This window comes from Streptomyces sp. NPDC046977 (assembly GCF_040644455.1).
GTDB lineage: Bacteria > Actinomycetota > Actinomycetes > Streptomycetales > Streptomycetaceae > Actinacidiphila.
Map to the genome: position 1 here is coordinate 1 of NZ_JBEYWO010000002.1, position 25235 is coordinate 25235.

The following is a 25235-nucleotide window of genomic DNA, read 5'->3' on the forward strand; positions in this document are numbered from 1 at the left end:
ATGTACATGTTCAGCGCGTTGGCGCCACCGGCGGACATGTAGCCGCCGATCATCGTCGCCGCGACGAGCCACAGATCGGGCACCGCGGTGGACGGGCCCGACGGGCGCGGGGTGCGTCAGCGCACGCGGACCGTCACCGTGACGGTCTTGAGGACGGCGGGCAGCTTCGTCGTGTCGACCTTCAGGATCTCGCCGTTGTCGGTCCGACCCGTGGGCGGCAGCGTCTTCTGGTGGACGGTCCACTTCCCGTCCGGGTCGACGACGATGCTGTCGATGCCGAAGTCGTCGTCGTTGGCCAGGTACAGCGTCCGGCCGCCGTCGGTGGTCGCGACGCCCTCGACCTTGTCGTGCGCGAAGAACGCGCCGGTGGGGTCGAACTGGCTGACCAGCGTGCCGACGTTGACGTACGGCTGCTTCTGGGCGACGTTGACGCCGGCGGCGGTGAGCGCGGCGAGGGCGGCGTTGGTACCGCTCGTCCCGGCCAGCGCCTCGGGCGACTTGCCGCCGATCGTCAGGCCGCTGACATCGGTGGCGCCGTTGATGTCGACCTCGTAGAGCGACTTCTGGGCGAACGGCTCGAAGCCGCCGTCGCGCTCGTCGATGAGGAACTTCGTGGCGGACAGCGCGGTGATCTCGCTGTTGGCGGCGCCCGTGCTCGCCGGGTTGTCCAGCAGGTACAGGTACTGCTTGGTCCGGTTCGTGCGCAGTTCGACCGTGATGATGCGGGTCGGCGCGACGTTCGCGGCCTTGGCGCTGCCGAGGTCCGGCTGCTGCAGCGCGGACTGCATGACGCCCACCAGGGTCGAGCCGTCCGGCGTGACCGTCAGGCCCTCCATGCCCTTGTTCTTGGCGCGGAAGGCGAGTTCGGCCGGCAGGTACCCGACGACCTTGTGGTACGCGTTGTCCGGGCTGTTCCGGTACGGGGTCAGCCGGCCCAGCTCGTAGCCGTTCCGGTCGAAGTGCGTGATGTACGGGCCGTACTCGTCGGAGACCCAGAACGTGCCGTCGGGCAGCGCCACCAGGCCCTCGGAGTCGTAGCCGTACGGGTCCCTGGCGATGGGCGTGGGCGTGCCGCCGGCCGCGTTCGTCGCGGCGACGTCGTCGATGACCTCGCTCGTGTCGTGCGGCGGGCGGCCGCTGTACTTCACGCCGCCGAGGCTCTTCGGCCCCCGGAGGCTGATCTGCCTGACCAGCTCGGCCTTGCCGTCGACGAGCTTGAACTCACCGATCTCGGGCGTGAAGCCGGGCACCATCTCGGACTTGTTGCCGTCGGGGGCGTCGGCGTTCGGGCCGCGGTCGGTGAGGCCGTAGAAGTGGCCCGGCTTGCCCGGCACCGGGGCGAGCGAGGAGCCGTAGCCCTCGCCGGAGAGCTCGGTGGTCGAGCCGGCGGGGCCGGCGACCTGCCCGAGCGGCGGCAAGGGGGCCCCGTTCGCCTGGGCGTCCTTGAACAGCTCCACCGCGTCGGTGGTGGTGTACGTGAAGGTGTCCGTGCCGGTGAAGCCGGAGTTCGGCGTGTACGTGAACGTGCCGTCCGCGGCGATCGTCACCTGGCCGTTGGACGGGGCGGTGTGGCGGACGACGGCGGTCGCGCCGGAGTCGTTGCGCAGCACATCGCCCGTCACCCTGCCGTGCCCGGAGAAGGAGTCGGCGACCGCCCCGAAGTCGTGCGAAGGGGCCCACAGCCAGCCACCGGAATGGGCCGCGGCCGTACCCGTACCCGCCACGGCGACGGTGGCACCGATCGCGAGGGCGAGCCGGATGCGCTTGCGAGAGAAGCGTCTTGAAGTCATACCCCTGAACCTGACGGTATGTGGTGAACTGTGGGCCGTTCGCCGATGAACCGTTGGTTCACAAAGAACCGGTTCTTCACCAAGACGCCACGTTCGGACGCCGGGTTCGGGAGCAGTGGAGCGCCCCCCTCGGCGCAAGCGCACCGAGGGGGGCCGGCGCGGGAACTCGCGCACGACGGACGTCGTGGCGGTCCGCCGGCCGCGACCGCGGGACGGCGCTCACCGTCCCGCGGTCATCGGCAGGAGGAGAAGCCGCTCAGCGGACGTCCACGTAGTCCAGGGGTCCCCAGGCGCTGTAGTGGGTGCCGTCGCCGTTGTGCACGACGCGCCACGAACCGTCCTGGGACGCGGTGACGGTCTTCTGGAAGTGGCCCTTCGCGTCGGCCTTCACCACCCCCGCCTTGATCCAGTGCCCTTCGTGTCGTGCAGCCACACCTCGAGCGAGGAGCCGGCGTACGGAACCCACCGCTTGCCGTCGGGCCGGTGCTGCAGGACGCCGGAGATGACCAGCTTGCCGCCCTTCTTGACCGGTTCGGGAGCGGCGTTGAAGGACTGGACGCGGGTCGCCGTGCGCTGGAGCTTCTTGGTGTAACCGATCGTCTCCTCGCAGAGTTCGTTCGCCGCGTGGTACCACCGGTAGTAGCCGTCGACGCCGCCGGTGAGCCACACCGATCCACGGTCGCGGTGCGTCCTGACGGTGGCCACCCGCTGCCATCCGGTGCGCCCGTCGGCGGACCGCTGCAGCACCATCGTCTGGCCCTCGAGCACGCAGTCGCCGGCCCCCTTGACCGTGTACGAGGCGGTGAGCCGCCGGTCGGGGCCGATCGAGTACGGCCCGGAGGTGACCGTCATGTGGTCGGGAATCCCGACCTGGATGCCCTCCGACGGGACAGCGGCGAGGTCCAGGAACGGGTCACCGGCATAGCGGTCGGACCGTCCGACGACAATGTCGCCGTCACTGGTGAGGACCCACCTCGACACCCAGGATCCGTCCGCATCGGACAGGGTGGTCAACGCGAAGGGGCTTCCGGGCTGGACCTCCCGGGTGTACTCGACCTTCACGGGAACGCCACGGACGGGCCGCCACACGACGCCGTCCTGACGCTGCGCAACGCCCTGGGCCCTCAGCACCGGCTCGCCGCCGGCCGCCGCGTACCGGACGAACTGCGGCCCCAGCCGGACCTTCGACACCTTTGCGGGGATGTCGTCGTACCGGACGGTGGTGTCCCAGTTGTCCGCCTCGGCCCCGACGGTGGTGTCGATCCGGTGGGCCGCGAACATGCGGACGGTGAAGTCGCCGGCCGGGTACACCAGATCCTGGGTGTCACGCGCGGTCACATTCTTGGGGGCGGAGGAGAACCGGCCCTCGTTGTCGGTGACAACGGTGGCAAAGGGGAGATCGACGGTCTTGACCGCACCCCCGGTCGTCTGCGTGATCCGCTGGACGAGGTCGACGGCTGCCCCCGCCACCGGAACGTCCGGGCCGCCGTCCGGGTCGTGCCGCACGAGCCGGCCGCCGAGCCCGAGCTTGCGGTCCGCGTAGCTGAGCTCCCGCGAGCTGGACGAGAGGTCCTGGAAGGCGTACGCGCTCTCCTCGGCCTGCGCGGAAGCGGACACCGACACCGCCGTCCCGGCCCCTCCCGAGGGCTCGGCGGACGCGATCCCGGGCGCCCCTACCGCCAGGACCGCCGCCACGACGACGGCGCACCTCCCCGCACTGCTTCGTCCGACCCGTGCGCGCTGGACTGACATGAAACCACCCCTGTAACAAAAGATGATCGTGACCCCGCTAGGACCACCGGCCCGGCCCAAAGGTTGTATTCGGCCGGCGACCGTCCGTTGAACGGGGAAGGGCCGGGGCCGCCGGCACGGACCGGCCGGCCGGGCCGCGGGACTCACCGGGGCGGTGCGCTCACCGCGATCCCAAAACCTGAGGACTCGTCCCACGCGACGGCCCCCCACAGGCCGACCACCGCGGCCCAGATGCGGTTCACCAGAGGCCAGTCCGTGTCGCTTCCACTGAGGGTGACGACGGCCAGCAGGTCGCATCCCCAGATGCCCTCCGCGTCGTCGGGGGACGCGGCCGTCACCGAGTCGGCAATCTCCGCAACGCCCACGTGCACCTCAAGGGTCAACAGGTCCGCGACCGGCCCGTCACCCACGCTGCTCCTGGTGCCGAGCCTGAACGCGGCCACTGAATCGCCGTACGGGCCCTGCCACTCGCCGGTCAGCCCTTCGCCGGTCTCCAGCAGACGGTCCAGCAAGCGATCAAGAGCCTCGTCACCGCGCTCCTCCCCGGACCGGCAGAAAAAGCTGAGCTGGTACGCCACGTTTCCCCCGCCGGCCGACGACTACCGGCGAACGGTAACGCGCCTTCGTCGTACCGGGAGAATGCGACCACGCTTGCCGCCCGGGACGCGAGGACAAGGATGGTGCCGTGACCGCAGGAAGAGCGCCGGACGACGCGAAGCATGCCGCCCGGCAGCTGCTGGGCCTGGGGGCCGCCGCAGCGGGGCGGAAGGACGCCCGCGAGCGCGTGGAGTCCGTGACGTCCGAGCTCGTACCTCTCGCGCGCCAAGGCGACGCGCAGGCACAGACTTTGCTGGGTGCGATCGCGCTGGAGTTGCAAGGCAACCCCCGCGACGCCCGCCCGTGGTTCGAGATGGCTGCCGCACAGGACGATCCGGCGGGCCGGCGTGGTCTGGGGCACCTCTACGCGGCAGGGCTGGGGGTGGAGGCCGACCTGGACCGGGCGGTTGAGCTGTTCACGCAAGCCGCAGCGGCCGGTGATGCCTATGCCATGTACAACCTGGCGTCGGCGAACATCAGGGCAGACGGGCGGTACCTGTCGTTCGACGAGACGGCCGCGCACCTGCGCGCCGCGGCGAACCGGGGAATCCCCGCGGCTTGGGCACGCCTCGGCGATTTCCTCTCTGCCGACGACCAGGACACGGAGGCGCTGGCCTGCTACGTGAAGGCCGCGGAGGCCGGCCACATAGGGGCCATGAACGCCGCTGCGTGCTGGTACCGGGACGGCACAGCCGGCGAGGTGGACCTGGTCCAGGCGGTCCGCTGGTTCCTGACGATGCTCCAGTACGGCAACGGAGACGGAATCCACGAGATCTTCCAGTTCGCCTCCCGCATGTCACCCGAGCAGCTACGGGCGGCCGCAAGGCTCGCCGGCGACCCTGCGGCAGCCGACCACTTCATCGGCGTTCTGGAAAAGCGCGGCACCGCCGGAGCGGACACCTGACCAACAAGGGGTCGGCGTGCGGACAGCCGTTGGCGGGAAGTGGGGGGGCGGACATGACGGTACGGCAGCAGGTCCTGGGACTCGCGACGACTGCGGGGGTGCTCGTGGTGGCCGCGGTGGTCGGCTCGTGGTCCGGTCGGCCGGGCGGATTGCTGGTGATGGCACGGGTTCTCCATCATCCGGTGCTGTTCGGCTTGTTGGCCCTGGCGGCTTTGGCCGCGGCCGTGCTCGTCGGTGCGCGAAACCTTCTGTTCCGGGTCCTGGTTCTGGCGGCCGCAGTCCTCATCGCCCTACCGGCGCTTCTCTTCGCCGGCTCCGAGCGCGAGGTGACGACGAACGAAGCGGCACCACATCGCTCCGACCGCCACCTTGTGGTGGAGGAAGGAACGGGGGTGGTCGATCCGCTGTGGTGGGTCTACGTCGAGGAGGGATCCGGACTGACCAAGCGACGCTGGCCGATCGGCTACTTCAACGGCGACGCCGCCCACAACGCGTTGACCGAGGCTTCGTGGGACGGGCTCGACGGCGTACGCCTGGTCACCGGGGAGGAAGACGAATCGCAGGTCTACTTCGTCGATCTCGCCCCTGAGGGCGGCAAGCCCTGCGTACGGTCTCGAGGGGTTAGAGATCGCTCCGCCCACGGAGGCAGAGCCGACGTGAGCGCGGTCGGGGCTCGGAGCACGACCTCGACGCGCGGGTTCATGCGGAGCGCGCGAGGGCATTTGGCGCACGGCGACCAGGGAAGTCCGGGCAACAAAGAAGCCCCGGGCTGCTCGCCTGGGGCTTTCTGCTGGAGCGGGTGACGGGAATCGAACCCGCGCTCTGAGCTTGGGAATCACCGGGCTCGGCATGGTGTGAGCGCCCCTGACCTGCAAGTACGGTGCCTCTGGCATCCTCTGTCTTCGACCCGGGGGTCCGTAGGTGACCGCGGTTGACCCTCTGATCGGGCATGCATCGGGCACGGAGCTTTCAAGCCGAGCGCTTCCGCTGTCCAGCGGCACCACTGGCGTTGAGCCGCCAAGTGAGCATTTGCCTGCTCACTCCATAGCGGAGCATCGCCGCATGATCCGCCATCTGGCGGCGTGCGATCGACCAGGCGGCCTCGTTGGTGATCAGCAGGGCGCCGGAAAGCCAGCTTGCCTCGTCTTCGATCTCACCGTCCCAGTGCCGGCATCCCCGAGCGTCCAGAGCCGGCCCAGCGGGGTGCTGCAGAAGAGCATGCGCGAGTTCATGACCAATTGAGCTGTTCTGGCGACTCTCGTCGTGGGAGTCGTTGACCCAGATCATGCGACGAGGGCCCAGATGCACTGTGAGGGCGCTGACGGCCTCCCTTTCAGAGCCCAGGAGTGCTCCGACGCGCGGATCCGCTGCAGCCGCAGCACTGAACGTCCTGACTGGAATATCCAGATGCTCCGCAAGGCGCGTAGGGGACAGCGCTGCCGTCGGCCCCAGCCCGAGTTCCTTGCGCATCAGAACAGACAGACGGTTGGCCTCAGCTTTGAAGCCACGACGCAGCGCCATGCGGTTCCCCTACTCCGGATGTTCCGTTGCGAGTTGCTTGTAGGCGACTGTGATCAACGCCTCCAGTGCTTCGGCTGCCTCAGGGGTGAGGTTACGGTCGCCGCGAAGGTGAGTGGCCACTTTTGCGAGGGTGCCAGCGTCCTCGGCCGCTTCTTGACGGCGAACAAAGTCATCCGCACTGAGATGTGCCCAGGAAACCAGGGCCGCCAAGCCGTCGACGTCTGGGCGACGCCCCTGAGCCAAGCGCGTCAACGTCGAGGCGCTCACGCCGGCCTGATCTGCAACGTGCTTCCACAGGAGACCTCGCTCTTGGCGGGTGCGATCCAGTGCCGCATGGAACGCGGGGGCGTCGAAGTGGCCTGCTGCGATCCGTTCGCTCATGATCTCCTCCTTCTGCGCACAGTCTTGCACATCAGGAATCACTTGCGAAAGTCGAATTGGATCCCCTACCCTCGCTTGCAAGATCGGTACTGATACCGATCTCGCAAGCGCGACCTCGGGTCGCACCACAGGAAGGAACCGACATGGCGACGAACACCGGCAAGGGCTTCCGGCTTGGCAGCGTCAAGCGCCGCACTCAGACCTTCAACTCCCGGACCGGCATCTGGACCAAGCGCGGAACGGGCGGCCGGTTCATGAGTGGCAAGGCGGATGGCTCGCCTTTCAAGGGCATCCGCCGCGAGGCCTGACACCAGTGGGCCGAACGGCGGCCCGCAACTCCCGAGAAGAGGTACTCATGATCTACATCACCGCCGTACACCTTGAGGGCGGCGACAAGCACGAGCACATTGCTAGCGTGCGCTGGGAGAACCCCGGCACCGGCAACACCGGCCAGAACACCAAGGCGCAGATGGTGAACTGGCTGGACGAGGGTGGTGACCACAAGGCAGGGGTGCGCAATGGCACGTCCTCCGTGCCGGTCGGCGTCGTTCACGCGACACCTCCGTACCTTCGGACTCACGCCAATGGCATCTGGACGGACAATCTGCTGGCCCTGCCTCGGTACTGAGTGCGAGGCATGCGCCTCACGGCACTGCTTCAACCCAGCATCCCCCGGTCACACCCTCGACCGGGGGTTCGCTGTTCGTCGCTACCAGACCTACAGGCTCGCCGTGATTCCCGTGATTCCCTGCTCGGGTCCGGCACAGCCTCAGACCTGCTCACCCCGAGCACGGCGCCAAGACAGCGACCACGATCGCGCTCGGGCTCTACACCGCGTACAACGTCGCAGCCACGATCGCCTCGATCCCTGCCGGCCGCCTGTCCGATCGCCTCGGCGCTCGGGGCCGGGTCCTCGTCATGGCTGGCGGTGTCCTCGCCTTCGCCACCGCCTACGGCCTCTGCGCCGTCATTGGCGCGGTGATCACGGTCCTGGCCGTGCTGTTCGTTCTGGCGGGTGTCGGCATTGGGGCTGTGGAGACTGCGCAACACTCCGCCGTCGCTGCCCTCGCCCCGGCAGACCTGCGGGGTTCCGCATTCGGCATGTTCGCTACCGTCCAGTCCTTTGGCAACCTCGCCGCCTCCACCATCGCGGGCACTCTGTGGACCGTCGCATCCCCGGCCGCCGCGTTCGCTACCTCACGGCGCGGATGCTGCTGGCCCTCGTTGGGCTCCTGGTGACCGCACGTCACCGATAAGGACGGCGGAACGGCTTTGGCCGGTGTCCTGCCTGGGCGGGGGTCGGGTATGAGCAGGGGGCCGTACGCTTGCCGGCAACTCGGGCAGGCTTACCCCTGCCCGCAATGTGTCCGAGTGGCCCCCTGGTCGTGCCCGACGCGGGTCCCGGACCGGGGAGGTGGGTAAAGCCGTGGAGGCGTCCGCCCCGACCACCGCGGTTCTCACCTCATGCCAACTCGGCCTACCTCTGTGTGCGCGGCGGCGGACGGCGCGCCGAGCGGGGCGAAGACAGGAGCGTGAGCGACGCCGGGTGCCTTGATGAGGTAGGGAAATCTGTAACAGGCCTGGTCAGACGGCTACTGTCCTGTCTCGGTTGATGGTTGACAGTGCGGCTTCACCTGATGCTTGACACCGCTTGCCTCGGCTTGGCTGTACGCGTCTGATTCGCGCGTGCGGGGAGGGCCGGGGCCGTGCTGGTGGAGTTGAGCGTGGTCGAGCAGCGGTATCACGTGGTCATGGAGGTGGCCGCCGGCGCCCCGGTGGTCCAAGTCGCGGCGCGTTACGGGGTCTCCCGGCAGTCCGTGCACGTCTGGGTGCGCAAGTACGAACAGGCCGGCCTTGCGGGGTTGGCGGATCGATCGCATCGCCCGGCATCGTGTCCGCACCGGATCCCGTCCGTGGTGGAAGCGCTGGTGTGTGACCTGCGGCGGGCGCATCCGGGCTGGGGCCCTCGCCGGCTGGTGCACGAACTGGAACGCAAACGGATCACACCGGTGCCGTCCCGGGCCACGGTCTATCGGGTGCTGGTCCGAAACGGCCTGGTCGAACCCGGGATCAGGAGGCGCCGGAGGTCGGATTACCGCAGGTGGGAACGGTCGGTGGCGATGGAGCTGTGGCAGCTCGACATCGTCGGCGGCGTCCTGCTGACCAGTGGGGCGGAGTGCAAGGTGGTCACCGGCATCGATGACCACTCACGGTTCGTGGTGATCGCGAAAGTCGTGCCGCGGGCGACCGGGCGAGCGGTCTGCCTGGCCTTCGGGGAGGCCCTGCAGCGGTTCGGGGTCCCCGAAGAGGTGCTGACCGACAACGGCAAGCAGTTCACGGCCCGGTTCGGCCCGGGCAAGCCCGGTGAGGTGCTGTTCGACCGGATCTGCCGGGAGAACGGGATCAAGCACCAGCTGACCAGGCCGAAGTCACCGACAACCACGGGGAAGATCGAGAGGTTCCATCAGACCCTGCGGCGGGAACTCCTCGACGACTGCGACCGGTTCACCGACCTCGCCGCCGCGCAGGCGGCGATCGACGCTTGGCTGGTCGACTACAACACCGCCCGCCCGCACCAGTCCCTGGACATGCAGCCACCGGCCAGCCGGTTCACCACCGCGGAGCCAGCCGCGCTGCCAGTGAAGCTGCCGCCCAGCCTGGAAGCGACGCCCTGCGAAACCGGACGTGGTGGTGCCGACACAGCGCTCCGAGCCGCCACCGTCGCCGCGATCGTGGCCGATTGCCGAGGGCGAGGTCGGTGCCGTCGAGGTCGACCGGGTCGTGCCCTGGTCGGGCAACCTGGGTCTGTGCGGCCAGCAGATCTGGTTCGGCCCGGCCCTGGCCGGCACCGCGGTGACCCTGCGGATCGACGTGAACCGGCTGCACGTCCTAATCGACGGCACCCGGCACAAGACCCTGCCCTCGAAACTGTCCGGCCGGGACCTGCGAACCCTGCTGGCCTGCGGCGATGCCCGGCCCGCGGGCCCATGGACGCAGGATCCGGGCCCGGTCACCGGCGCGGCGGTGGAGGTCGACCGCACCGTCAACCCGGTCGGCTACGTCGGTCTGGGCGGCGACAAGGTCAACATCGGCTGGGCCTTCGCCGGACAACGCGTCACCCTCCGGCTCGACGGCACCGTCATGCAGGTCCTGAACGCGCACCGGACCCTGCTGGCCGCACTGCCCTGCCCCTTGCCGGCCACCGCCTGCGGCCGACTGCGCGGAGCCCGACCCGCGGGCCCACCACCGAGCGTCCCACTGCCGGCACCTCAGACTGCCGAACGGATCGTCTCCAGCAACGGCGGCTTCCTCATCGCAGGCCAACGCGTCCAAGTCGGCCGGACCTGGGCCCGACAGGTCGTCACCGCCCACCTCGACGACACCGTCATCCAGGTCTTCCACGGCAACGACCTGATCACCACCGTCCCCCGCACCACCACCAAGGGAGTGGTCGTCCGCAAATCCGGGGAGTACAACAAACGAAAAATCGTCTAGCCCAAACGTCAAGCATCACCTGACGCCAAAACGTCAAGCATTACCCGAGACCCGACAGCTCACAGGCATCGGACAAGTGGGTACGTAAGTGACTTCGGAGAGTGTCTATCTCTCGTATCAGGCACTGGCTGTCCTCTAGCGAGAAACAGCAGACGAGGTGCAGGGGGCGGTTGGAGGGTTCTCGGAGGCGGCTGGCAGCCTGGGGTGGTGCTGATCGACGGATTTGAGGACGCCCCGCTGGTTGCCGGGGAAGAGCTGCTTTCCCTGCCGGGGTTCTGGGCTGCCTACCTGATGTGGCTATGCGAAACGGAGGAGGACGAGCCAGACCCGGCCTGGTTCGGTGTGGACGAGGCCGACGTCGATGCGGCGTATGAGGCACTGGCCGATGCGGAGCGATGGCCGGTCTTCCGGATTCCGTTCGGTGAAGGCCACACCGCCATCGTGCTGGCGCGTAATCTCGCCGACGACGCGGGGACCGAGTACCTAGTGACGCATCCCTCCTGGGGCCGCCTCGGACATCTGGCCACGCTCGACGGACACCAGGCCGGCCCCGGCCTGTCGTGGCGCGAGCTGATCCACATTGCCCGTACGCCCGATCAAACCACCGCAGGAGTCCACGCCCTGAACGCCCGCCTGCTCCTCCTTTTGCCCGCGCTGGGCGACAGCGATCTCCCCGCCGACGCAGCCGATGTCCTCCGCGGCGCCCTGATGTGGACTGGAGTACCAGAGACGGAAACTCACCGGGTAACCGAAGCCCTGCTCCTTGACCATCCGTACTGGGAGCCTGCCCGATGGTCACTGCCGTCCGTGTCACCGTTGTCCGGCAGCAGCAATGAATCCTTCAACGGCATCCTGTGCTGCGACGAACCGGCGAGCCCTAGGTGCGGAACCCGCATAGCTCAGGGCATTACTCGGGAGCAGAGCGACCGCCTGGCCTATGCGCTCGGTACGTGGCCCACCACCTGAACCCAGCCGCGTAGCGCGAGGTGGCCACGCGCAAGTACCGACCTGCTTCCCAAACTCGGTGCAAAACGAGGACGAGTGACTGCGAAGTGCGTTAAGTGGAGGTCGTGTCGGTAGCGATGAGCCGACTCGTGAAGCCGTGCTGGCGCAGTCGTTCGTAGGCGGCCATCACGTCGTCCGGTACCGGCTGGCTGATCGTGAAGCCCTGCTCCGGGTAGATGAGCAGCCGTTGAAGCGTGCCGACGAGCATGTCGATCACTAGACGAGCATCGCCGATGGAGTCGACGTACTCGCCCAACGTCATCGGCCCGGTACCTCGGCCCTGATGGCGTCGACCGCCCGGCCCCGGTCACCTTCGCCACTTCGGGTGAGGCTGACGACTGGCTCGCCGAGCAGCAGACCGAGCTTCGGCGCGGCGACTGGCAGGACCCGGATGCCGGAGCGGTGAACTTCGAGGAGTACGCGCTCCAGTGGGTGACGGAACGGGGCTTGGCGCCCACGACCGATGAGCTCTACCGACGGCTGCTCCGCCTGCACATCCTGCCGACGTTCCGGGCCTGGGACGTTGACGAGATCACTCCTCCTCGTGTCCGCACCTGGCGCACCGAGCGGCTGGCCACCATCGGGGCGACGACGGTCGCCAAGGCGTATCGGCTCCTCAAAGCCATCCTGGAAACGGCCGTTGAGGACGAGCTGATCCGCCGGAACCCCTGCCGGATCCGCGGTGCAGGCAAAGAGTCCGCGCCGGAGCGACCGGTGGCCACAGTGGACCAGGTCGACGCGCTCGCCGACGCGATCGGTCCGCGCTGGCGGCTGATGGTCTACCTCGCGGCCTACGGCCCCGCCCGCCCTGAAGAGCAAGCGGAGCTCCGGCGGCCGGACGTGAGCCTGGAACCCCTGGGCGTCCGGGTCCGCCGTGCCGCTCCCGAGCTGACCACCGGCCGGCGGGCTGTGGGGGAGACCAAGTCCGAAGCGGGGAAGCGGTTCATCGTGCTGCCGGAGTTCATGCACAGGGATGTGGACCGCCACGTGAAGTGGTTCGCGGAAAAGGACCCGAACGGCCTCCTGTTCGTCGGCGAAAAGGGCGCCCCGTTCCGGCGTTCGTCCTTCGGCCGGAAATGGCGGAAAGCCCGTGCCAAAGTCGGCCTGCCGGAGAACTTCCGTTTCTACGATCTGCGCCACACCGGCCACACCCTGGCGACGCAGTCGGGCGCCACGCTCAAGGACGCCATGGTCCGCGCCGGCCAGTCCTCCGAGCGTGCTGCGCTGACCTACCAGCACTCGACGCTGGAGCGGCAGAAGGAGATCGCCGCCGCGCTCGATGCCCGGGTGCGGGCTGACCGCACATCAATCGACGGGCACGACGACGGCTCATCGGGCACGCAACGGGCACGGGAGGGATAAAGAGGTCTAGACAACAAAGAAGCCCCGGGCTGTTCGCCTGGGGCTTTCTGGTGGAGCGGGTGACGGGAATCGAACCCGCGCTCTGAGCTTGGGAAGCTCATGTTCTACCATTAAACTACACCCGCGTAAGACACCTGTTGAGGCATCTGACCTCGCACACTGTACCCCATGCCCGGCCCCGGACGCATACGCTCCGGGGTCGTCGTGTTGCCCGGCCGGGCCCGCCCGGGTCGCGGCCAGGCCCGGTCAGGGGCCGGGTGGGGGCCGGGTGAAGGGGGTGTGGAGGGGCGTTTCACGGAGTGGCGAAGTGTGCGCGGCGGAGGCGATCAGGCGTACGGTGTGGGCCGGTTGGGCCGGGCCGGGGTGGGCGGAGTGCCGTGCGGGGCGGGGGTGGGTTCATCCCCTAATGTGGCTTTCGTCGTTGAGGTACCGGGGAGAAGGGGAGCGATGGATCGCACCGTCGTTCGTTGTGCCGGAGGGCACGTTTTCAGCACCGCCACGCTGCCGATGCAGCACTTGGAAGCGGGACGGCTGGGCCCGGGTCGGTTGATCAGGTGCCCGCAGTGCGCGCGCATGCGGAGCGTGGTGCCGGTGTCGGTGGCGGCCGGTCCTGCCGAGGGCGAGAAGTAGGCAGGCCGGACGGGTTCCGGGGCCCGTGGCCGATTCGGACATGGGCCCCATCGCCGCGTAATCTGCTGGTGTGCTGCTCTCAGACAAGGACATCCGGACCGAGATCGACAATGGACGGGTCAGGGTCGACCCGTTCGAGCCGACCATGGTCCAGCCGTCGAGCATCGATGTCCGGCTCGACCGATTCTTCAGGGTGTTCGAGAACCACCGGTACCCGCACATCGACCCGGCCGTCGAGCAGCCGGACCTGACGCGGCTGGTGGAGCCGGAGGGCGACGACGCGTTCATCCTCCACCCCGGCGAATTCGTGCTGGCGTCCACGTACGAGGTGATCTCGCTGCCGGACGACATCGCCTCCCGCCTGGAGGGCAAGTCCAGCCTCGGCCGCCTGGGGCTGCTGACGCACTCGACGGCGGGCTTCATCGACCCCGGTTTCTCGGGGCATGTGACCCTGGAGCTGTCGAACGTCGCGACGCTGCCGATCAAGCTCTGGCCGGGGATGAAGATCGGGCAGCTCTGCCTGTTCCGGCTGACGTCGGCGGCGGAGTTCCCGTACGGGTCGGACAAGCACGGCTCGCGCTACCAGGGGCAGCGGGGCCCGACGCCGTCGCGGTCCTACCTCAACTTCCACCGGACGCAGGTGTGAGCCGATGACCGGATCCGCACGGGAGAACCTGACCTACGAGGCCTTCGGCGACGCCGTGCGCGAGCTGGCGCAGACCATCGCCGACGACGGCTTTGAGCCCGACATAGTGCTGTCGATCGCCCGCGGCGGCGTCTTCGTGGCCGGCGGGCTGGCCTATGCGCTGGACTGCAAGAACATCCACCTGGTCAACGTCGAGTTCTACACCGGGGTCGGCACCACGCTGGAGATGCCGGTCATGCTGGCGCCCGTGCCGAACGTGATCGACTTCTCCGACAAGAAGGTGCTGATCGCGGACGACGTCGCTGACACGGGCAAGACGCTGAAGCTGGTCCACGACTTCTGCGTCGGCCACGTCGCCGAGGTGCGCAGCGCGGTGATCTACGAGAAGCCGCAGTCCCTCGTGAAGTGCGACTACGTGTGGCGGCGCACCGACGACTGGATCAACTTCCCGTGGAGCGTCGACGGTCCCGTGGTCCGTCGGGCGGGTCAGGTTTTCGACGCCTGACCGGCGGCAGCACGGGCTGCGGGCATCGGCACCTGGGCTGATGCCGCGGCCCTCACATGCCTCGGTCGGGGCCGAACCAGGGTTTGGGGCGTTCGTCGGAAGTCATGGGCAGATGCTGCAGTTGGACAGGACCGGGGTAGAACGCGGAGCTGTTGGGGCCCGTCATGTCCTCGCCGACGAGATAGCGGTGGAGCCACTCCGCGAACGAGACTCGGTACTCCGCCCACGAGAGGTCCCCGTCGGAGACGACGAGCCGTTGGTCCTCTTGGCTCGGTCCGCGTACCAGGAAGACATCCTCCCCGCGATCTGTGGACGCGAGGGGCCACAGCCCGGCCGTGGTACCGAAGGTCAGCTCCGGGAGCCCGAACAGCTCCCGAGGGTCCTCGTCCGGATCGAGGTCGAGGCCGTCCCAGTCGACGTCGGTGAACGCGGTGATGGTCTCCCGCATCCATTGGCCCAGATTCCACGACTCGGTTGCCGGATGGGAGAGATAGAGATGCGCGTTCACGACGACGGGGGCGTAGGCGTCGATGATCTTCTTGTAGTCGGCGGGGAGCGTCAGGCCGAGCTCGCTCTCGAGGCGGAGCCATGCGCAGGGGTCGGCGAAGCGGTTCTCGGGCGGGCCGAGCATGTCGATGACTGCGCGCAGATATCCGTGCATCGTGACCTCGTCGGCGGGTGAGGGGAACTGCGAAGGCGTGCGTCCTGGACCGATCCGAACCGTCGATCATGCCGCATGTGCGGAGCGCGTGACAGCCCCCGGACGCGAGGAGCCCGACGGCTGGACGCACGTTCCCTGGAGCGCTCTGCCTCCCGTGCACGCGTCGGGGCAGCGGGCCCATCCGAAGTCGGAAGCGTTCTGACCCGGCTTGTCGCGCCGCCGTCCACAGGCTGTGGGTGACGGCCCGGCATGGCAGGAGCCGCGCCCATCGGGCACTATCGGGCGGCATGCGCTCCGATGACTGGCAGATCGCGGAAGACATCGACGACTTTCTCGCCCGGGCCGGGGGCTTCCTGCGTTCGCGGCCCGGCCTGCACACCACGATGCTCAGCGCGACCGAGAGGCTGCGCACGCGCGGGCCGGACGGGCCGGACGCCCAGGGCGCCGTCTTCGGCCTGCTGGAGGGCACGGGCGGGGTCGGCGCCGCGTACTACCGCCTCCCGTCCCGCGGCCTCGGCGTGACCTCGCTGACGCCCGCGCAGGCCGACACCCTCGCCGCCCATCTGGTGTCCCGGGGGCAGTCACTGCCCTGGATCAGCGCGGACGACGGCACCGCCGGCGCGTTCGCCGAGGCGTGGCAGCGGCACAGCGGCGCGGCGCCCACGCTCCGCAACCGGCTGTTCCTGTACCGCCTGGGCACGCTCACCCCGCCGGAGCCGTTCCCGGCGGGCCGGGGCCGGCTCGTGGGCGAGCCGGAGCACGGACAACTCCTGCGCTGGTGCGCCGAGTTCGCCGCGGACGTACGGGAGGACGTCACCATCGACGCCGCTTCCTGGGCCGGTACGCGCTTCGCCGAGAAGCGCTACACGTTCTGGGAGACCCCGGACGGCACGCCCGTCTCGATGGCGGGCGCGAACCCACTGGTCGGCGGCCAGGTCCGGGTGGACCCCGTCTACACCCCGGCCGCTCTGCGCGGTCGCGGGTACGCGGGCGCCGTGACGGCCGAGGTGAGCCGGGCCGCGCTGGCCGCGGGCGCCGAGGAGGTCGTGCTCTACACCGACCCGGCCAACCGCACCAGCAACGCCCTCTACCGGCGCATCGGGTACGAACTGCTCACCGCATGGGCGGTGTACGACTTCGCGGGTACCGCCTGAAACACGCCGACGGGCGGCCACCCCGCGAGGTGGCCGCCCGTCCGTACGTGGTCACGTACCCGGCTGCCGGGTCAGATCACCGGCAGCTTGAAGAGCACCAGCAGCGCGATCAGCTGGATGGACGCCGCGCCCAGCGCCTTCGGCCAGGGCAGGTCGTGGGACTTGCTCAGCATGGACGTCATCAGCGCGGCGCAGCCGATCCAGGTGGCCCAGCCCAGGACCTGGACGAACATGTTGGCGCTGCCGAGGAAGATCGCGAACACCAGGCGCGGGGCGTCGGTGATCGACGTGATCAGCATCGCGAGACCGACGGTGGGCGCCCAGGCGCCGTCGCCGCCGAGCTGGCGCGCGAGGGCGTTGGTGACGGCGCCGAGCATCACGCCGCTGAGGATGACCGCGACGGCGGTGCTGAGCACCCAGGGGATGCTGGTGGAGAGGTTGGCGTCGATCACGTCCTCGCGGGCGGTGTCGAAGCCGAAGACGGCGAGCAGCCCGTAGACGAACGTGACGGTGAGCGCGGGCGCCCACACCTGGTAGTCGCGCATCTGCCAGAAGGTGGCCGACGGGCGCATTACGATGCCGCTGAGCAGCTGCTTCCAGGGCAGCCGCGGGCCCGCCGGGGGCGCCGTGGTCTGGCCGGCGCGGTAGGTGGAGATGCTGTCGGGGTGCTCCGTCCCCTGCGGGTTGTAGGCGTCCGGGTCGTCGCCGATGGAGAAGGTGCGGGTGTGCCCGGGGTTGTCGTCGTACGACTGCTGCTGTGCGGGCGAACCGAAGTACTCGGGCTCGCCGTCGGCGGCCGGCGAGAACCCGTACTGGGGCGGCTGCGGGCCGCCCGGCCGCGTGTTCTGCTGAGGGTGTCCGCCGTACTGCTGATGCGGGTGCTGCACGTCCCCGTCCCGTCCGCGTCCGTAGTCGAATCCAGCCACGTCCTCGAACGTACCCGGTCCGGCGGACGAAGGGCGGGGCCCTGCGCTCGCGGAGGGGCATTGCGGCCAAGCTGTGACAGACGCCGGGGGGCGGCCGGAGGCGCCCGTTGGGCGGTTTTTTCACGGGCGGGGGTGCGACGGCTTAGCGTTCGGTGGCAACGTGATCCGAAGGGACGGGAACCGCCGATGGCCATCAGGGTTGTACCGAACGCAGCACGCCCCCGCGTGCGTCATGCCGCGCGGGTCTGCGCCCGCGTCGCGGCCGGGGCGGCCGCCGCCGGGCTGCTGGCCCTCTCGCTGTCGGCGTGCAGCCTGCTGACGACCGATTCCGGCGGTTCCCCGGCATCCTCGGCCTCGCCGGCGGACGCCGCCTCCCAGGGCTCCGCGGCCGGTGTGCCGACCGCGCCCGACCCCAAGGTGCTGGCCGGGCTGCCGGCCCGCATGGAGGCCGACGGCACGACGATCACCGTCGGCGACCCGGCGGCGCCGAAGACCGTCCACATCTACGAGGACCCGCGCTGCCCGGTCTGCCAGGCCTTCGAGAAGGCGGCGGGACCGCAGTTGGCGGCGCTCGCGGCGGACGGCCGCATCAAGCTCCAGTACACGCTGGCCTCGTTCCTCGACGAGAAGCTGGGCGGCGAGGGCTCCCGGCGGGCCGGGAACGCGCTGCGTGCCTCCGTCGACGCGGGCAAGGGCGCCTTCGCGACGTACCACGAGACGCTCTACGCCCACCAGCCGGACGAGAGCGAGGACGGCTTCACCGACGCGTACCTGCTGGAGCTCGCCGGCGGGGTCGACGGGCTGCGCGGCGCCGCCTTCGACCAGGCGGTGGGCAAGGGCGCGCACAAGGACTTCGTCACCGCCTCCGAGGACGCGTTCATCAAGAGCGGCGCCACGGGCACCCCGTACGTGAAGATCGACGGCGAGGCGGTGCCCCAGGAGGACCTCCAGAAGCTGTTCGACCCGGCGTCGTTCGCGGCGCTGCTGCGGCAGGCCGGGATCGGCGGCTGACAGCCGGCCCCGCACCACAACGCCGGTGGGCGCGTACGGACTTCCGTACGCGCCCACCGGCGTTTGTGGCGTGCGGGGTTACGCCGCGGGCTCGGGCTCCGGCTCCACGGCCGTCTCCTGGGCGCCGTCCGGGTCGAGCGGGGTCCTGACGGACTCCAGCAGCAGCTGGGAGACGTCGACGACCTGGAGCGACTCCTTGGCCTTGCCCTCGTTCTTCCGGCCGTTGACGGAGTCGGAGAGCATCACCAGGCAGAACGGGCAGGCCGTGGAGACGATGTCCGGGTTGAGGGACAGCGCCTCGTCCACGCGCTCATTGTTGATGCGCTTGCCGATCCGCTCCTCCATCCACATGCGGGCACCGCCGGCGCCGCAGCAGAAACCGCGCTCCTTGTGCCGGTGCATCTCCTCGTTCCGCAGACCCGGCACCTTGGCGATGATTTCGCGCGGCGGCGTGTAGACCTTGTTGTGGCGGCCCAGGTAGCAGGGGTCGTGGTAGGTGATGATGCCCTCGACCGGGGTGACGGGGACGAGCTTGCCCTCGTCGACCAGGTGCTGCAGCAACTGGGTGTGGTGGATGACCTCGTACTCGCCGCCGAGCTGCGGATACTCGTTCGCCAGGGTGTTGAAGCAGTGCGGGCAGGTCGCGACGATCTTCTTCTTCGAGGCGGGGAGCTTGGTGCTTTCGTCCTCGTCGTCCTCGCCGAAGGCCATGTTCAGCATGGCCACGTTCTCCGCGCCCAGCTGCTGGAAGAGGAACTCGTTGCCCAGGCGGCGGGCGGAGTCACCGGTGCAGTTCTCCTCGCCGCCCATGATCGCGAACTTCACGCCCGCGATGTTCAGCAGCTCGGCGAAGGCCTTGGTGGTCTTCTTGGCGCGGTCCTCCAGGGAGCCGGCGCAGCCGACCCAGTACAGGTACTCGACCTCGGTGAGGTCCTCGATGTCCTCGCCCACGACGGGGACCTCGAAGTCGACCTCCTTGACCCACGCCAGGCGCTGCTTCTTGGGCAGGCCCCAGGGGTTGCCCTTCTTCTCCAGGTTCTTGAGCATCGTGCCCGCCTCGGACGGGAACGCGGACTCGATCATCACCTGGTAGCGGCGCATGTCGACGATGTGGTCGATGTGCTCGATGTCCACCGGGCACTGCTCGACGCAGGCGCCGCAGGTGGTGCAGGACCACAGCACGTCCGGGTCGATGACGCCGTTCTCCTCGGCGGTGCCGATCAGTGGCCGCTCGGCCTCGGCGAGGGTCGCGGCGGGGACGGCGGCGAGTAGCTCCTCGGAGGCCTTCTCCTCGCCCTCCACGGTCTTGCCGCCGCCCGCGAGCAGGTACGGCGCCTTGGCGTGCGCGTGGTCGCGCAGCGACATGATCAGCAGCTTCGGGGAGAGCGGCTTGCCGGTGTTCCAGGCGGGGCACTGCGACTGGCAGCGGCCGCACTCGGTGCAGGTCGAGAAGTCGAGGATGCCCTTCCAGGAGAACTGCTCCACCTGGCTGACGCCGAAGACGTCGTCCTCGCCCGGGTCCTCGAAGTCGATCGGCTTGCCGCCGGAGGCCATCGGGAGAAGAGCGCCGAGCGCGACGGCCCCGTCGGCGTTGCGCTTGAACCAGATGTTCGGGAAGGCCAGGAAGCGGTGCCAGGCGACGCCCATGTCGGTCTTGAGCGCGACCGTGATCATCCAGATGAACGAGGTGCCGATCTTGATCATCGCGGTGAGGTAGACCAGGTTCTGCAGCGTCGTGACGCTCAGCCCCTTGAAGCCCGCCACCAGCGGGTACGAGGCGAAGTAGGCGGCCTCGTAGCCGTGCACGCCCGCCAGGGCGCCCTCCAGGCCGCGCAGCGTCATGATCGCGAGGCCGATGATGAGGATGACGGCCTCGACGAAGTACGCCTGGCCGAGGTTGGAGCCGGAGAAGCGGGACTTGCGCCCGGCCCGGCTCGGCAGGGAGAGCTGGCGGATGACGATCAGGGTGAGGATGCCGAGCGTCGTCATCAGGCCGATGAACTCGACGAACACCTCGTACGGCAGCCAGTGGCCGATGACCGGCAGCGCCCAGTCGGCCTGGAAGAGCTGCCCGAAGGCGTTCACCAGGGTGAGGACGAGCGAGAAGAAGCCGACGGCGACGAACCAGTGGGCGACGCCGACGACGCCCCAGCGGTTCATCCGGGTGTGACCCAGGAACTCCCGGACCACCGTGAGGGTGCGCGCGCGCCAGTCGTCGGTGCGCGTGCCCGCGGGTACGTCCTGGCCGAGTCGTACGAACCGGTAGATCTGGGCGATGGCTCGGCTGAACAGCGCCACGCCGACCACGGCGAGTACCAGCGACACGATGATCGCGGCGAGTTGCATTTCAGGGCTCCTCGGGCCTGCGAGAGCGGAGGCGCGGGCCGACTGCCCGGCTGACTACTAAGCAGTAACTTATTGGTTTCTCCTGAGGGTACCCAGTATCGGCGCACGCGTGCAGCCGCGCCGCCGGTGATCTGCGTCGCTGAGGGCGGCCTTGCCCGAGGGTCGGGCCGCCTCGCGCGTGGGCCGATATGCCGTGTATGCCGTGTCGCGGCGCCCCTGCGCGCAGGGGCGGCTCTAAAGTTGAGTGGCCACGACTCAGGTCTGTTGACACGGAGGAAGCCGTCCGGCACTCTTGAGTCAGTTCCACTCAAGTAGGCAGTTGGAGGGTTTCACCATGGCACGTGCGGTCGGCATCGACCTGGGCACGACTAACTCCGTCGTCAGCGTTCTCGAAGGCGGCGAGCCCACCGTCATCACCAACGCCGAGGGTGCCAGGACCACGCCGTCCGTCGTCGCCTTCGCGAAGAACGGCGAGGTGCTCGTCGGCGAGGTCGCCAAGCGCCAGGCCGTCACCAACGTCGACAGGACGGTCCGCTCGGTCAAGCGCCACATGGGCACCGACTGGCGGATCAACCTGGACGGCAAGGACTTCAACCCGCAGCAGATGAGCGCCTTCATCCTGCAGAAGCTGAAGCGTGACGCCGAGGCCTACCTGGGCGAGAAGGTGACCGACGCGGTCATCACCGTCCCGGCGTACTTCAACGACTCCGAGCGCCAGGCCACCAAGGAGGCCGGCGAGATCGCGGGCCTCAACGTCCTGCGCATCGTCAACGAGCCCACGGCCGCCGCCCTGGCGTACGGCCTGGACAAGGACGACCAGACCATCCTCGTCTTCGACCTCGGTGGCGGCACCTTCGACGTCTCGCTGCTGGAGATCGGCGACGGCGTCGTCGAGGTGAAGGCCACCAACGGCGACAACCACCTCGGTGGCGACGACTGGGACCAGCGCATCGTCGACTACCTGGTGAAGCAGTTCGCCTCGGGTCACGGCGTGGACCTGTCCAAGGACAAGATGGCGCTGCAGCGTCTGCGCGAGGCCGCCGAGAAGGCGAAGATCGAGCTGTCCTCGTCCACCGAGACCTCGATCAACCTGCCCTACATCACGGCGTCCGCCGAGGGTCCGCTGCACCTGGACGAGCGCCTGACCCGCGCCCAGTTCCAGCAGCTGTCCGCGGACCTGCTGGAGCGCTGCAAGATCCCGTTCCACAACGTCATCAAGGACGCGGGCATCCAGCTCTCCGAGATCGACCACGTCGTCCTCGTCGGTGGCTCCACCCGCATGCCCGCCGTCGCCGAGCTCGTCAAGGAGCTGACCGGCGGTCAGGACGCCAACAAGGGCGTGAACCCGGACGAGGTCGTGGCCATCGGCGCCGCGCTCCAGGCCGGTGTGCTCAAGGGCGAGGTCAAGGACGTCCTGCTGCTCGACGTCACCCCGCTGTCCCTCGGTATCGAGACCAAGGGCGGCATCATGACCAAGCTGATCGAGCGCAACACCACGATCCCGACGAAGCGTTCGGAGATCTTCACCACGGCCGAGGACAACCAGCCGTCGGTGCAGATCCAGGTCTACCAGGGTGAGCGCGAGATCGCGGCGTACAACAAGAAGCTCGGCATGTTCGAGCTCACGGGCCTGCCGCCGGCCCCGCGCGGCATCCCGCAGATCGAGGTCGCCTTCGACATCGACGCCAACGGCATCATGCACGTCTCCGCCAAGGACCTCGGTACCGGCAAGGAGCAGCGCATGACCGTCACCGGTGGCTCCGCGCTGCCGAAGGACGACATCGACCGCATGATGCGCGAGGCCGAGCAGTACGCGGAGGAGGACCACAAGCGCCGCGAGTCCGCCGAGACCCGCAACCAGGCCGAGCAGCTGGTCTACCAGACCGAGAAGTTCCTCAAGGACAACGAGGACAAGGTCCCCGGTGACGTCAGGACCGAGGTCGAGGCGGCCGTCGCGGACCTGAAGGAGAAGCTGAAGGGCGAGGACTCCGCCGCCATCCGCGAGGCCACCGAGAAGGTCGCCGCCACCTCCCAGAAGCTGGGCCAGGCGCTCTACGCCAACGCCCAGGCCGAGGGCGGCGCGGCCGGTGCCGCCGGTGCCGCGGGCGGTGCCCAGGCCGACGACGACGTCGTCGACGCCGAGATCGTCGACGAGGACAAGAAGGACGGTGCCGCGTGACGGAGGAGACCCCGGGCTTCGAGCAGGAGCCTGACGTCCCCTCTGCCGAGGCCGGTTCCGCGTCGTCCGCGGACTCCGCGGGTGACACGGCACCGGGTGCCGGGTCCGCCGAGCAGGCGGCCCCGGCGTCCCCGGCCGGGGACGCGAACGCCATGGTCGCTCTGCAGGCGCAGCTGGACCAGGTGCGTACGGCGCTCGGTGAGCGCACGGCGGACCTCCAGCGGCTCCAGGCGGAGTACCAGAACTACCGCCGCCGGGTGGAGCGGGACCGCATCGCCGTCCGCGAGATCGCGGTCGCCAACCTGCTCACCGAACTGCTTCCGGTGCTCGACGACATCGGCCGTGCCCGGGACCACAAGGAACTGGTCGGCGGCTTCAAGTCGGTCGGCGAGTCCGTGGAGACGGTGGCCGCCAAGCTGGGCCTCCAGCAGTTCGGCAAGGAGGGCGAGCCCTTCGACCCGCTGGTGCACGAGGCCCTGATGCACAGCTACTCGCCGGACGTCACACAGACGACCTGCGTGCAGATCCTGCAGCCCGGGTATCGCATCGGGGAGCGCACCATCCGCCCCGCGCGGGTGGCGGTCGCCGAGCCCCAGCCGGGCACGCAGGGAACGCAGGGCAACGCCGACGCGGCGGACGAGGAGAACGGTGGCCCGGAACAGGGCTGACGTGAGTCGCGCACGGAAGGCACGGAAGGAGGGACGCCGGGGATGAGCATCAGCAGGGATTTGTTCGAGAAGGATCTCTACAAGGTCCTCGGCGTCCCGAAGGACGCCACCGAGGCGGAGATCAAGAAGGCGTACCGGAAGCTCGCCCGCGAGTTCCACCCGGACGCCAACAAGGGCGACGCCAAGGCCGAGGAGCGCTTCAAGGAGATCTCCGAGGCCAATGACGTCCTGTCGGACGCCAAGCGCCGCAAGGAGTACGACGAGGGTCGCGCCCTCTTCGGCAACGGCGGCTTCCGCGGCGGCCCGGCCGGCGCGGGCGGCTTCGGCTTCGACCTCGGTGACCTCTTCGGCGGCGGCACCGCCGGCGGTGCCGGCACGCCCCAGGGCGGCGGCTTCGGCGGCGGCCTCGGGGACGTGTTCGGCGGCCTGTTCAACCGGGGCGGCGCCACGACCCGTACGCAGCCCCGGCGCGGCCAGGACGTCGAGACCGAGGTGACGCTGAAGTTCACCGAGGCGGTCGACGGTGCCACGGTCCCGCTGAAGATGACCAGCCAGGCCCCCTGCAAGGCCTGTTCGGGCACCGGCGACAAGAACGGCACGCCGCGGGTGTGCCCGACCTGCGTCGGCACCGGGCAGGTCTCGCGCGGCGGCGGTGGCGGTTTCTCGCTCACCGACCCCTGCGTGGACTGCAAGGGCCGCGGCCTGATCGCGCAGGACCCCTGCGAGGTCTGCAACGGCAGCGGCCGGGCCCGCTCGGCGCGCACCATGCAGGTGCGCATCCCGGCCGGCGTCACCGACGGGCAGCGCATCCGGCTGCGCGGCAAGGGTGCCCCCGGCGAGCGCGGCGGCCCGGGCGGCGACCTGTACGTGACCGTGCACGTCGACGCCCACCCGGTCTTCGGCCGCAAGGGCGACAACCTCACCGTCGTGGTGCCGGTCTCCTTCACCGAGGCGGCCCTCGGCGGGGAGATCAAGGTGCCGACGCTCGGCGGTCCCCCGGTCACCCTGAAGTTGCCCCCGGGCACGCCCAACGGGCGTACGCTGCGGGCGCGTGGCAAGGGTGCCGTCCGCAAGGACGGTACGCACGGCGACCTGCTGGTCACCGTCGAGGTCGCCGTTCCGGCGGCCACGGAGGGCAAGGCGCTGGACGCCCTGGAGGCGTACCGGGAGGCGACCGCGGACACCGATCCGCGGGCAGAGCTGTTCAAGGCCGCGAAGGGAGACTGAACCGATGAGCATGGGCGGCGGCATGCGGGGCGGACGGGGTCGCAACCCGTACGAGCTGACGGACGAATCCCCCGTCTACGTCATCTCGGTGGCGGCCCAGCTCTCCGGTCTGCACCCGCAGACCCTCCGGCAGTACGACCGGCTCGGCCTGGTCTCGCCCGACCGCACGGCCGGGCGGGGCCGGCGCTACTCGGCCCGCGACATCGAGCTGCTGCGCGAGGTGCAGCGTCTGTCGCAGGACGAGGGCATCAACCTCGCGGGCATCAAGCGCATCATCGAACTGGAGAACCAGGTCGCGGCCCTCCAGTCGCGGGTGGCCGAACTGGCCGCCGCCGTCGAGGGCGCCGCGGCGGCGATGCAGCAGCGCGAGGCGGCCGTCCACGCCTCCTACCGGCGCGACCTCGTGCCGTACCAGGACGTGCAGCAGACGTCGGCGCTGGTGGTGTGGCGGCCCGCCAAGCGGCCCGAGTAGACC

Annotated in this window: 23 protein-coding genes, 1 tRNA gene and 3 pseudogenes; 16 read left to right on the forward strand and 11 right to left on the reverse strand. The window is 69.3% G+C overall.

Annotated features, from left to right (window positions below):
• Positions 1-116: 116 nt before the first annotated feature.
• The 4 genes from ABZ883_RS02460 to ABZ883_RS02475 all read right to left on the reverse strand — a co-directional run bounded on the left by ABZ883_RS02460 (position 117) and on the right by ABZ883_RS02475 (position 4120).
• The gene (locus ABZ883_RS02460; protein WP_360900238.1) at positions 117-1790 is read right to left on the reverse strand and encodes an esterase-like activity of phytase family protein; all 1674 of its coding nucleotides are present in this window, start codon (positions 1788-1790) and stop codon (positions 117-119) included.
• A 256-nt stretch (positions 1791-2046) separates the two neighbouring features.
• Positions 2047-2181, reverse strand: coding sequence for a hypothetical protein (locus ABZ883_RS02465; RefSeq protein WP_360900241.1), 135 nt, complete (start codon positions 2179-2181; stop codon positions 2047-2049).
• On the reverse strand, positions 2178-3485 hold the full coding sequence (locus ABZ883_RS02470; RefSeq protein ID WP_360900244.1) for a hypothetical protein: 1308 nt from the start codon (positions 3483-3485) through the stop codon (positions 2178-2180). The genes ABZ883_RS02465 and ABZ883_RS02470 overlap by 4 nt, the downstream gene beginning before the upstream one ends.
• A 200-nt stretch (positions 3486-3685) precedes the next feature.
• Positions 3686-4120 carry a hypothetical protein gene (locus tag ABZ883_RS02475; RefSeq protein WP_360900247.1) on the reverse strand — a complete coding sequence of 145 codons (435 nt, stop codon included), beginning with the start codon at positions 4118-4120 and terminating at the stop codon, positions 3686-3688.
• Between the two features lie 215 nt (positions 4121-4335).
• Between ABZ883_RS02475 and ABZ883_RS02480 the strand changes: the two genes are divergently transcribed.
• Together ABZ883_RS02480 and ABZ883_RS02485 are read left to right on the forward strand one after the other, a co-directional pair.
• Positions 4336-5043 carry a tetratricopeptide repeat protein gene (locus tag ABZ883_RS02480; RefSeq protein ID WP_360900250.1) on the forward strand — a complete coding sequence of 236 codons (708 nt, stop codon included), beginning with the start codon at positions 4336-4338 and terminating at the stop codon, positions 5041-5043.
• A 53-nt stretch (positions 5044-5096) separates the two neighbouring features.
• Positions 5097-5846 (forward strand): hypothetical protein, encoded by a 750-nt coding sequence (locus ABZ883_RS02485; protein WP_360900253.1) that lies wholly within the window; start codon positions 5097-5099, stop codon positions 5844-5846.
• Between the two features lie 166 nt (positions 5847-6012).
• On the opposite strand, the gene ABZ883_RS02490 is transcribed toward ABZ883_RS02485, so the two are convergent.
• Both ABZ883_RS02490 and ABZ883_RS02495 read right to left on the reverse strand, forming a co-directional pair.
• Positions 6013-6564: an ImmA/IrrE family metallo-endopeptidase gene (locus ABZ883_RS02490; protein ID WP_360900256.1), complete on the reverse strand. Its 552-nt coding sequence runs from the start codon at positions 6562-6564 to the stop codon at positions 6013-6015.
• Positions 6565-6573: 9 nt separating this feature from the next.
• Complete coding sequence (locus tag ABZ883_RS02495) at positions 6574-6945, reverse strand: helix-turn-helix domain-containing protein (protein ID WP_360900258.1); 372 nt, start codon at positions 6943-6945, stop codon at positions 6574-6576.
• A gap of 143 nt (positions 6946-7088) precedes the next feature.
• Here ABZ883_RS02495 and ABZ883_RS02500 point away from each other — a divergent pair, with 143 nt between their 5' ends.
• The 5 genes and pseudogenes from ABZ883_RS02500 (at position 7089) to ABZ883_RS02520 (ending at position 11406) form a co-directional block, all read left to right on the forward strand.
• Positions 7089-7253 (forward strand): hypothetical protein, encoded by a 165-nt coding sequence (locus ABZ883_RS02500; RefSeq protein ID WP_360900261.1) that lies wholly within the window; start codon positions 7089-7091, stop codon positions 7251-7253.
• Positions 7254-7300: 47 nt separating this feature from the next.
• Positions 7301-7573, forward strand: coding sequence for a DUF3892 domain-containing protein (locus ABZ883_RS02505; RefSeq protein ID WP_360900264.1), 273 nt, complete (start codon positions 7301-7303; stop codon positions 7571-7573).
• 236 nt (positions 7574-7809) lie between these two features.
• The gene (locus ABZ883_RS02510) at positions 7810-8184 is read left to right on the forward strand and encodes an MFS transporter (RefSeq protein WP_360901596.1); all 375 of its coding nucleotides are present in this window, start codon (positions 7810-7812) and stop codon (positions 8182-8184) included.
• 479 nt (positions 8185-8663) lie between these two features.
• Positions 8664-10440 (forward strand): annotated as a pseudogene (locus ABZ883_RS02515) (IS481 family transposase).
• 207 nt (positions 10441-10647) lie between these two features.
• Entirely contained in the window at positions 10648-11406 is a 759-nt protein-coding gene (locus ABZ883_RS02520) for a hypothetical protein (protein ID WP_360900267.1), read from the forward strand.
• 91 nt (positions 11407-11497) lie between these two features.
• Here the strand turns inward: ABZ883_RS02520 and ABZ883_RS02525 are convergent.
• Positions 11498-11716 (reverse strand): annotated as a pseudogene (locus ABZ883_RS02525) (YdcF family protein); the annotation flags it as partial.
• Between ABZ883_RS02525 and ABZ883_RS02530 the strand changes: the two are divergent.
• Positions 11707-12807 (forward strand): annotated as a pseudogene (locus ABZ883_RS02530) (tyrosine-type recombinase/integrase); the annotation flags it as partial. The pseudogenes ABZ883_RS02525 and ABZ883_RS02530 sit on opposite strands and share 10 nt — an antisense overlap.
• Positions 12808-12858: 51 nt before the next feature.
• On the opposite strand, the gene ABZ883_RS02535 reads toward ABZ883_RS02530, so the two are convergent.
• Positions 12859-12932: transfer RNA gene (locus ABZ883_RS02535), tRNA-Gly, on the reverse strand.
• 575 nt (positions 12933-13507) lie between these two features.
• Between ABZ883_RS02535 and dcd the strand changes: the two genes are divergently transcribed.
• On the forward strand, positions 13508-14083 hold the full coding sequence (dcd, locus tag ABZ883_RS02540) for a dCTP deaminase (protein ID WP_319660220.1): 576 nt from the start codon (positions 13508-13510) through the stop codon (positions 14081-14083).
• Between the two features lie 4 nt (positions 14084-14087).
• Positions 14088-14588 carry a phosphoribosyltransferase gene (locus tag ABZ883_RS02545; RefSeq protein WP_360900270.1) on the forward strand — a complete coding sequence of 167 codons (501 nt, stop codon included), beginning with the start codon at positions 14088-14090 and terminating at the stop codon, positions 14586-14588.
• 52 nt (positions 14589-14640) lie between these two features.
• Here the strand turns inward: ABZ883_RS02545 and ABZ883_RS02550 are convergent, their stop codons facing one another.
• The gene (locus tag ABZ883_RS02550; RefSeq protein WP_360900273.1) at positions 14641-15249 is read right to left on the reverse strand and encodes an SMI1/KNR4 family protein; all 609 of its coding nucleotides are present in this window, start codon (positions 15247-15249) and stop codon (positions 14641-14643) included.
• 287 nt (positions 15250-15536) lie between these two features.
• Between ABZ883_RS02550 and ABZ883_RS02555 the strand changes: the two genes are divergently transcribed.
• Entirely contained in the window at positions 15537-16403 is an 867-nt protein-coding gene (locus tag ABZ883_RS02555; protein WP_360900276.1) for a GNAT family N-acetyltransferase, read from the forward strand.
• A 71-nt stretch (positions 16404-16474) separates the two neighbouring features.
• Here the strand turns inward: ABZ883_RS02555 and ABZ883_RS02560 are convergent, their stop codons facing one another.
• Positions 16475-17329, reverse strand: a complete 855-nt coding sequence (locus tag ABZ883_RS02560; RefSeq protein ID WP_360900279.1) for a Yip1 family protein — start codon at positions 17327-17329, stop codon at positions 16475-16477.
• 186 nt (positions 17330-17515) lie between these two features.
• On the opposite strand from ABZ883_RS02560, the gene ABZ883_RS02565 reads away from it, so the two are divergent.
• On the forward strand, positions 17516-18340 hold the full coding sequence (locus tag ABZ883_RS02565; protein ID WP_360900282.1) for a thioredoxin domain-containing protein: 825 nt from the start codon (positions 17516-17518) through the stop codon (positions 18338-18340).
• A 78-nt stretch (positions 18341-18418) separates the two neighbouring features.
• Here ABZ883_RS02565 and ABZ883_RS02570 read toward each other — a convergent pair whose 3' ends face one another.
• Entirely contained in the window at positions 18419-20686 is a 2268-nt protein-coding gene (locus ABZ883_RS02570; protein WP_360900285.1) for a (Fe-S)-binding protein, read from the reverse strand.
• Between the two features lie 334 nt (positions 20687-21020).
• Here ABZ883_RS02570 and dnaK point away from each other — a divergent pair, with 334 nt between their 5' ends.
• From dnaK to ABZ883_RS02590, 4 genes are read left to right on the forward strand one after another with little or no spacing between them, the layout of a single operon-like run.
• Positions 21021-22865, forward strand: coding sequence for a molecular chaperone DnaK (dnaK, locus tag ABZ883_RS02575; RefSeq protein ID WP_360900289.1), 1845 nt, complete (start codon positions 21021-21023; stop codon positions 22863-22865).
• A complete protein-coding gene (gene grpE, locus ABZ883_RS02580) occupies positions 22862-23533 on the forward strand; it encodes a nucleotide exchange factor GrpE (RefSeq protein WP_360900292.1) in 672 nt (223 codons plus the stop codon). Before dnaK ends, grpE begins: the two co-directional genes overlap by 4 nt.
• A 42-nt stretch (positions 23534-23575) precedes the next feature.
• Positions 23576-24760 carry a molecular chaperone DnaJ gene (gene dnaJ, locus ABZ883_RS02585; protein ID WP_360900295.1) on the forward strand — a complete coding sequence of 395 codons (1185 nt, stop codon included), beginning with the start codon at positions 23576-23578 and terminating at the stop codon, positions 24758-24760.
• Positions 24761-24764: 4 nt separating this feature from the next.
• A complete protein-coding gene (locus tag ABZ883_RS02590) occupies positions 24765-25232 on the forward strand; it encodes a helix-turn-helix domain-containing protein (RefSeq protein WP_360900298.1) in 468 nt (155 codons plus the stop codon).
• Positions 25233-25235: the final 3 nt, after the last annotated feature.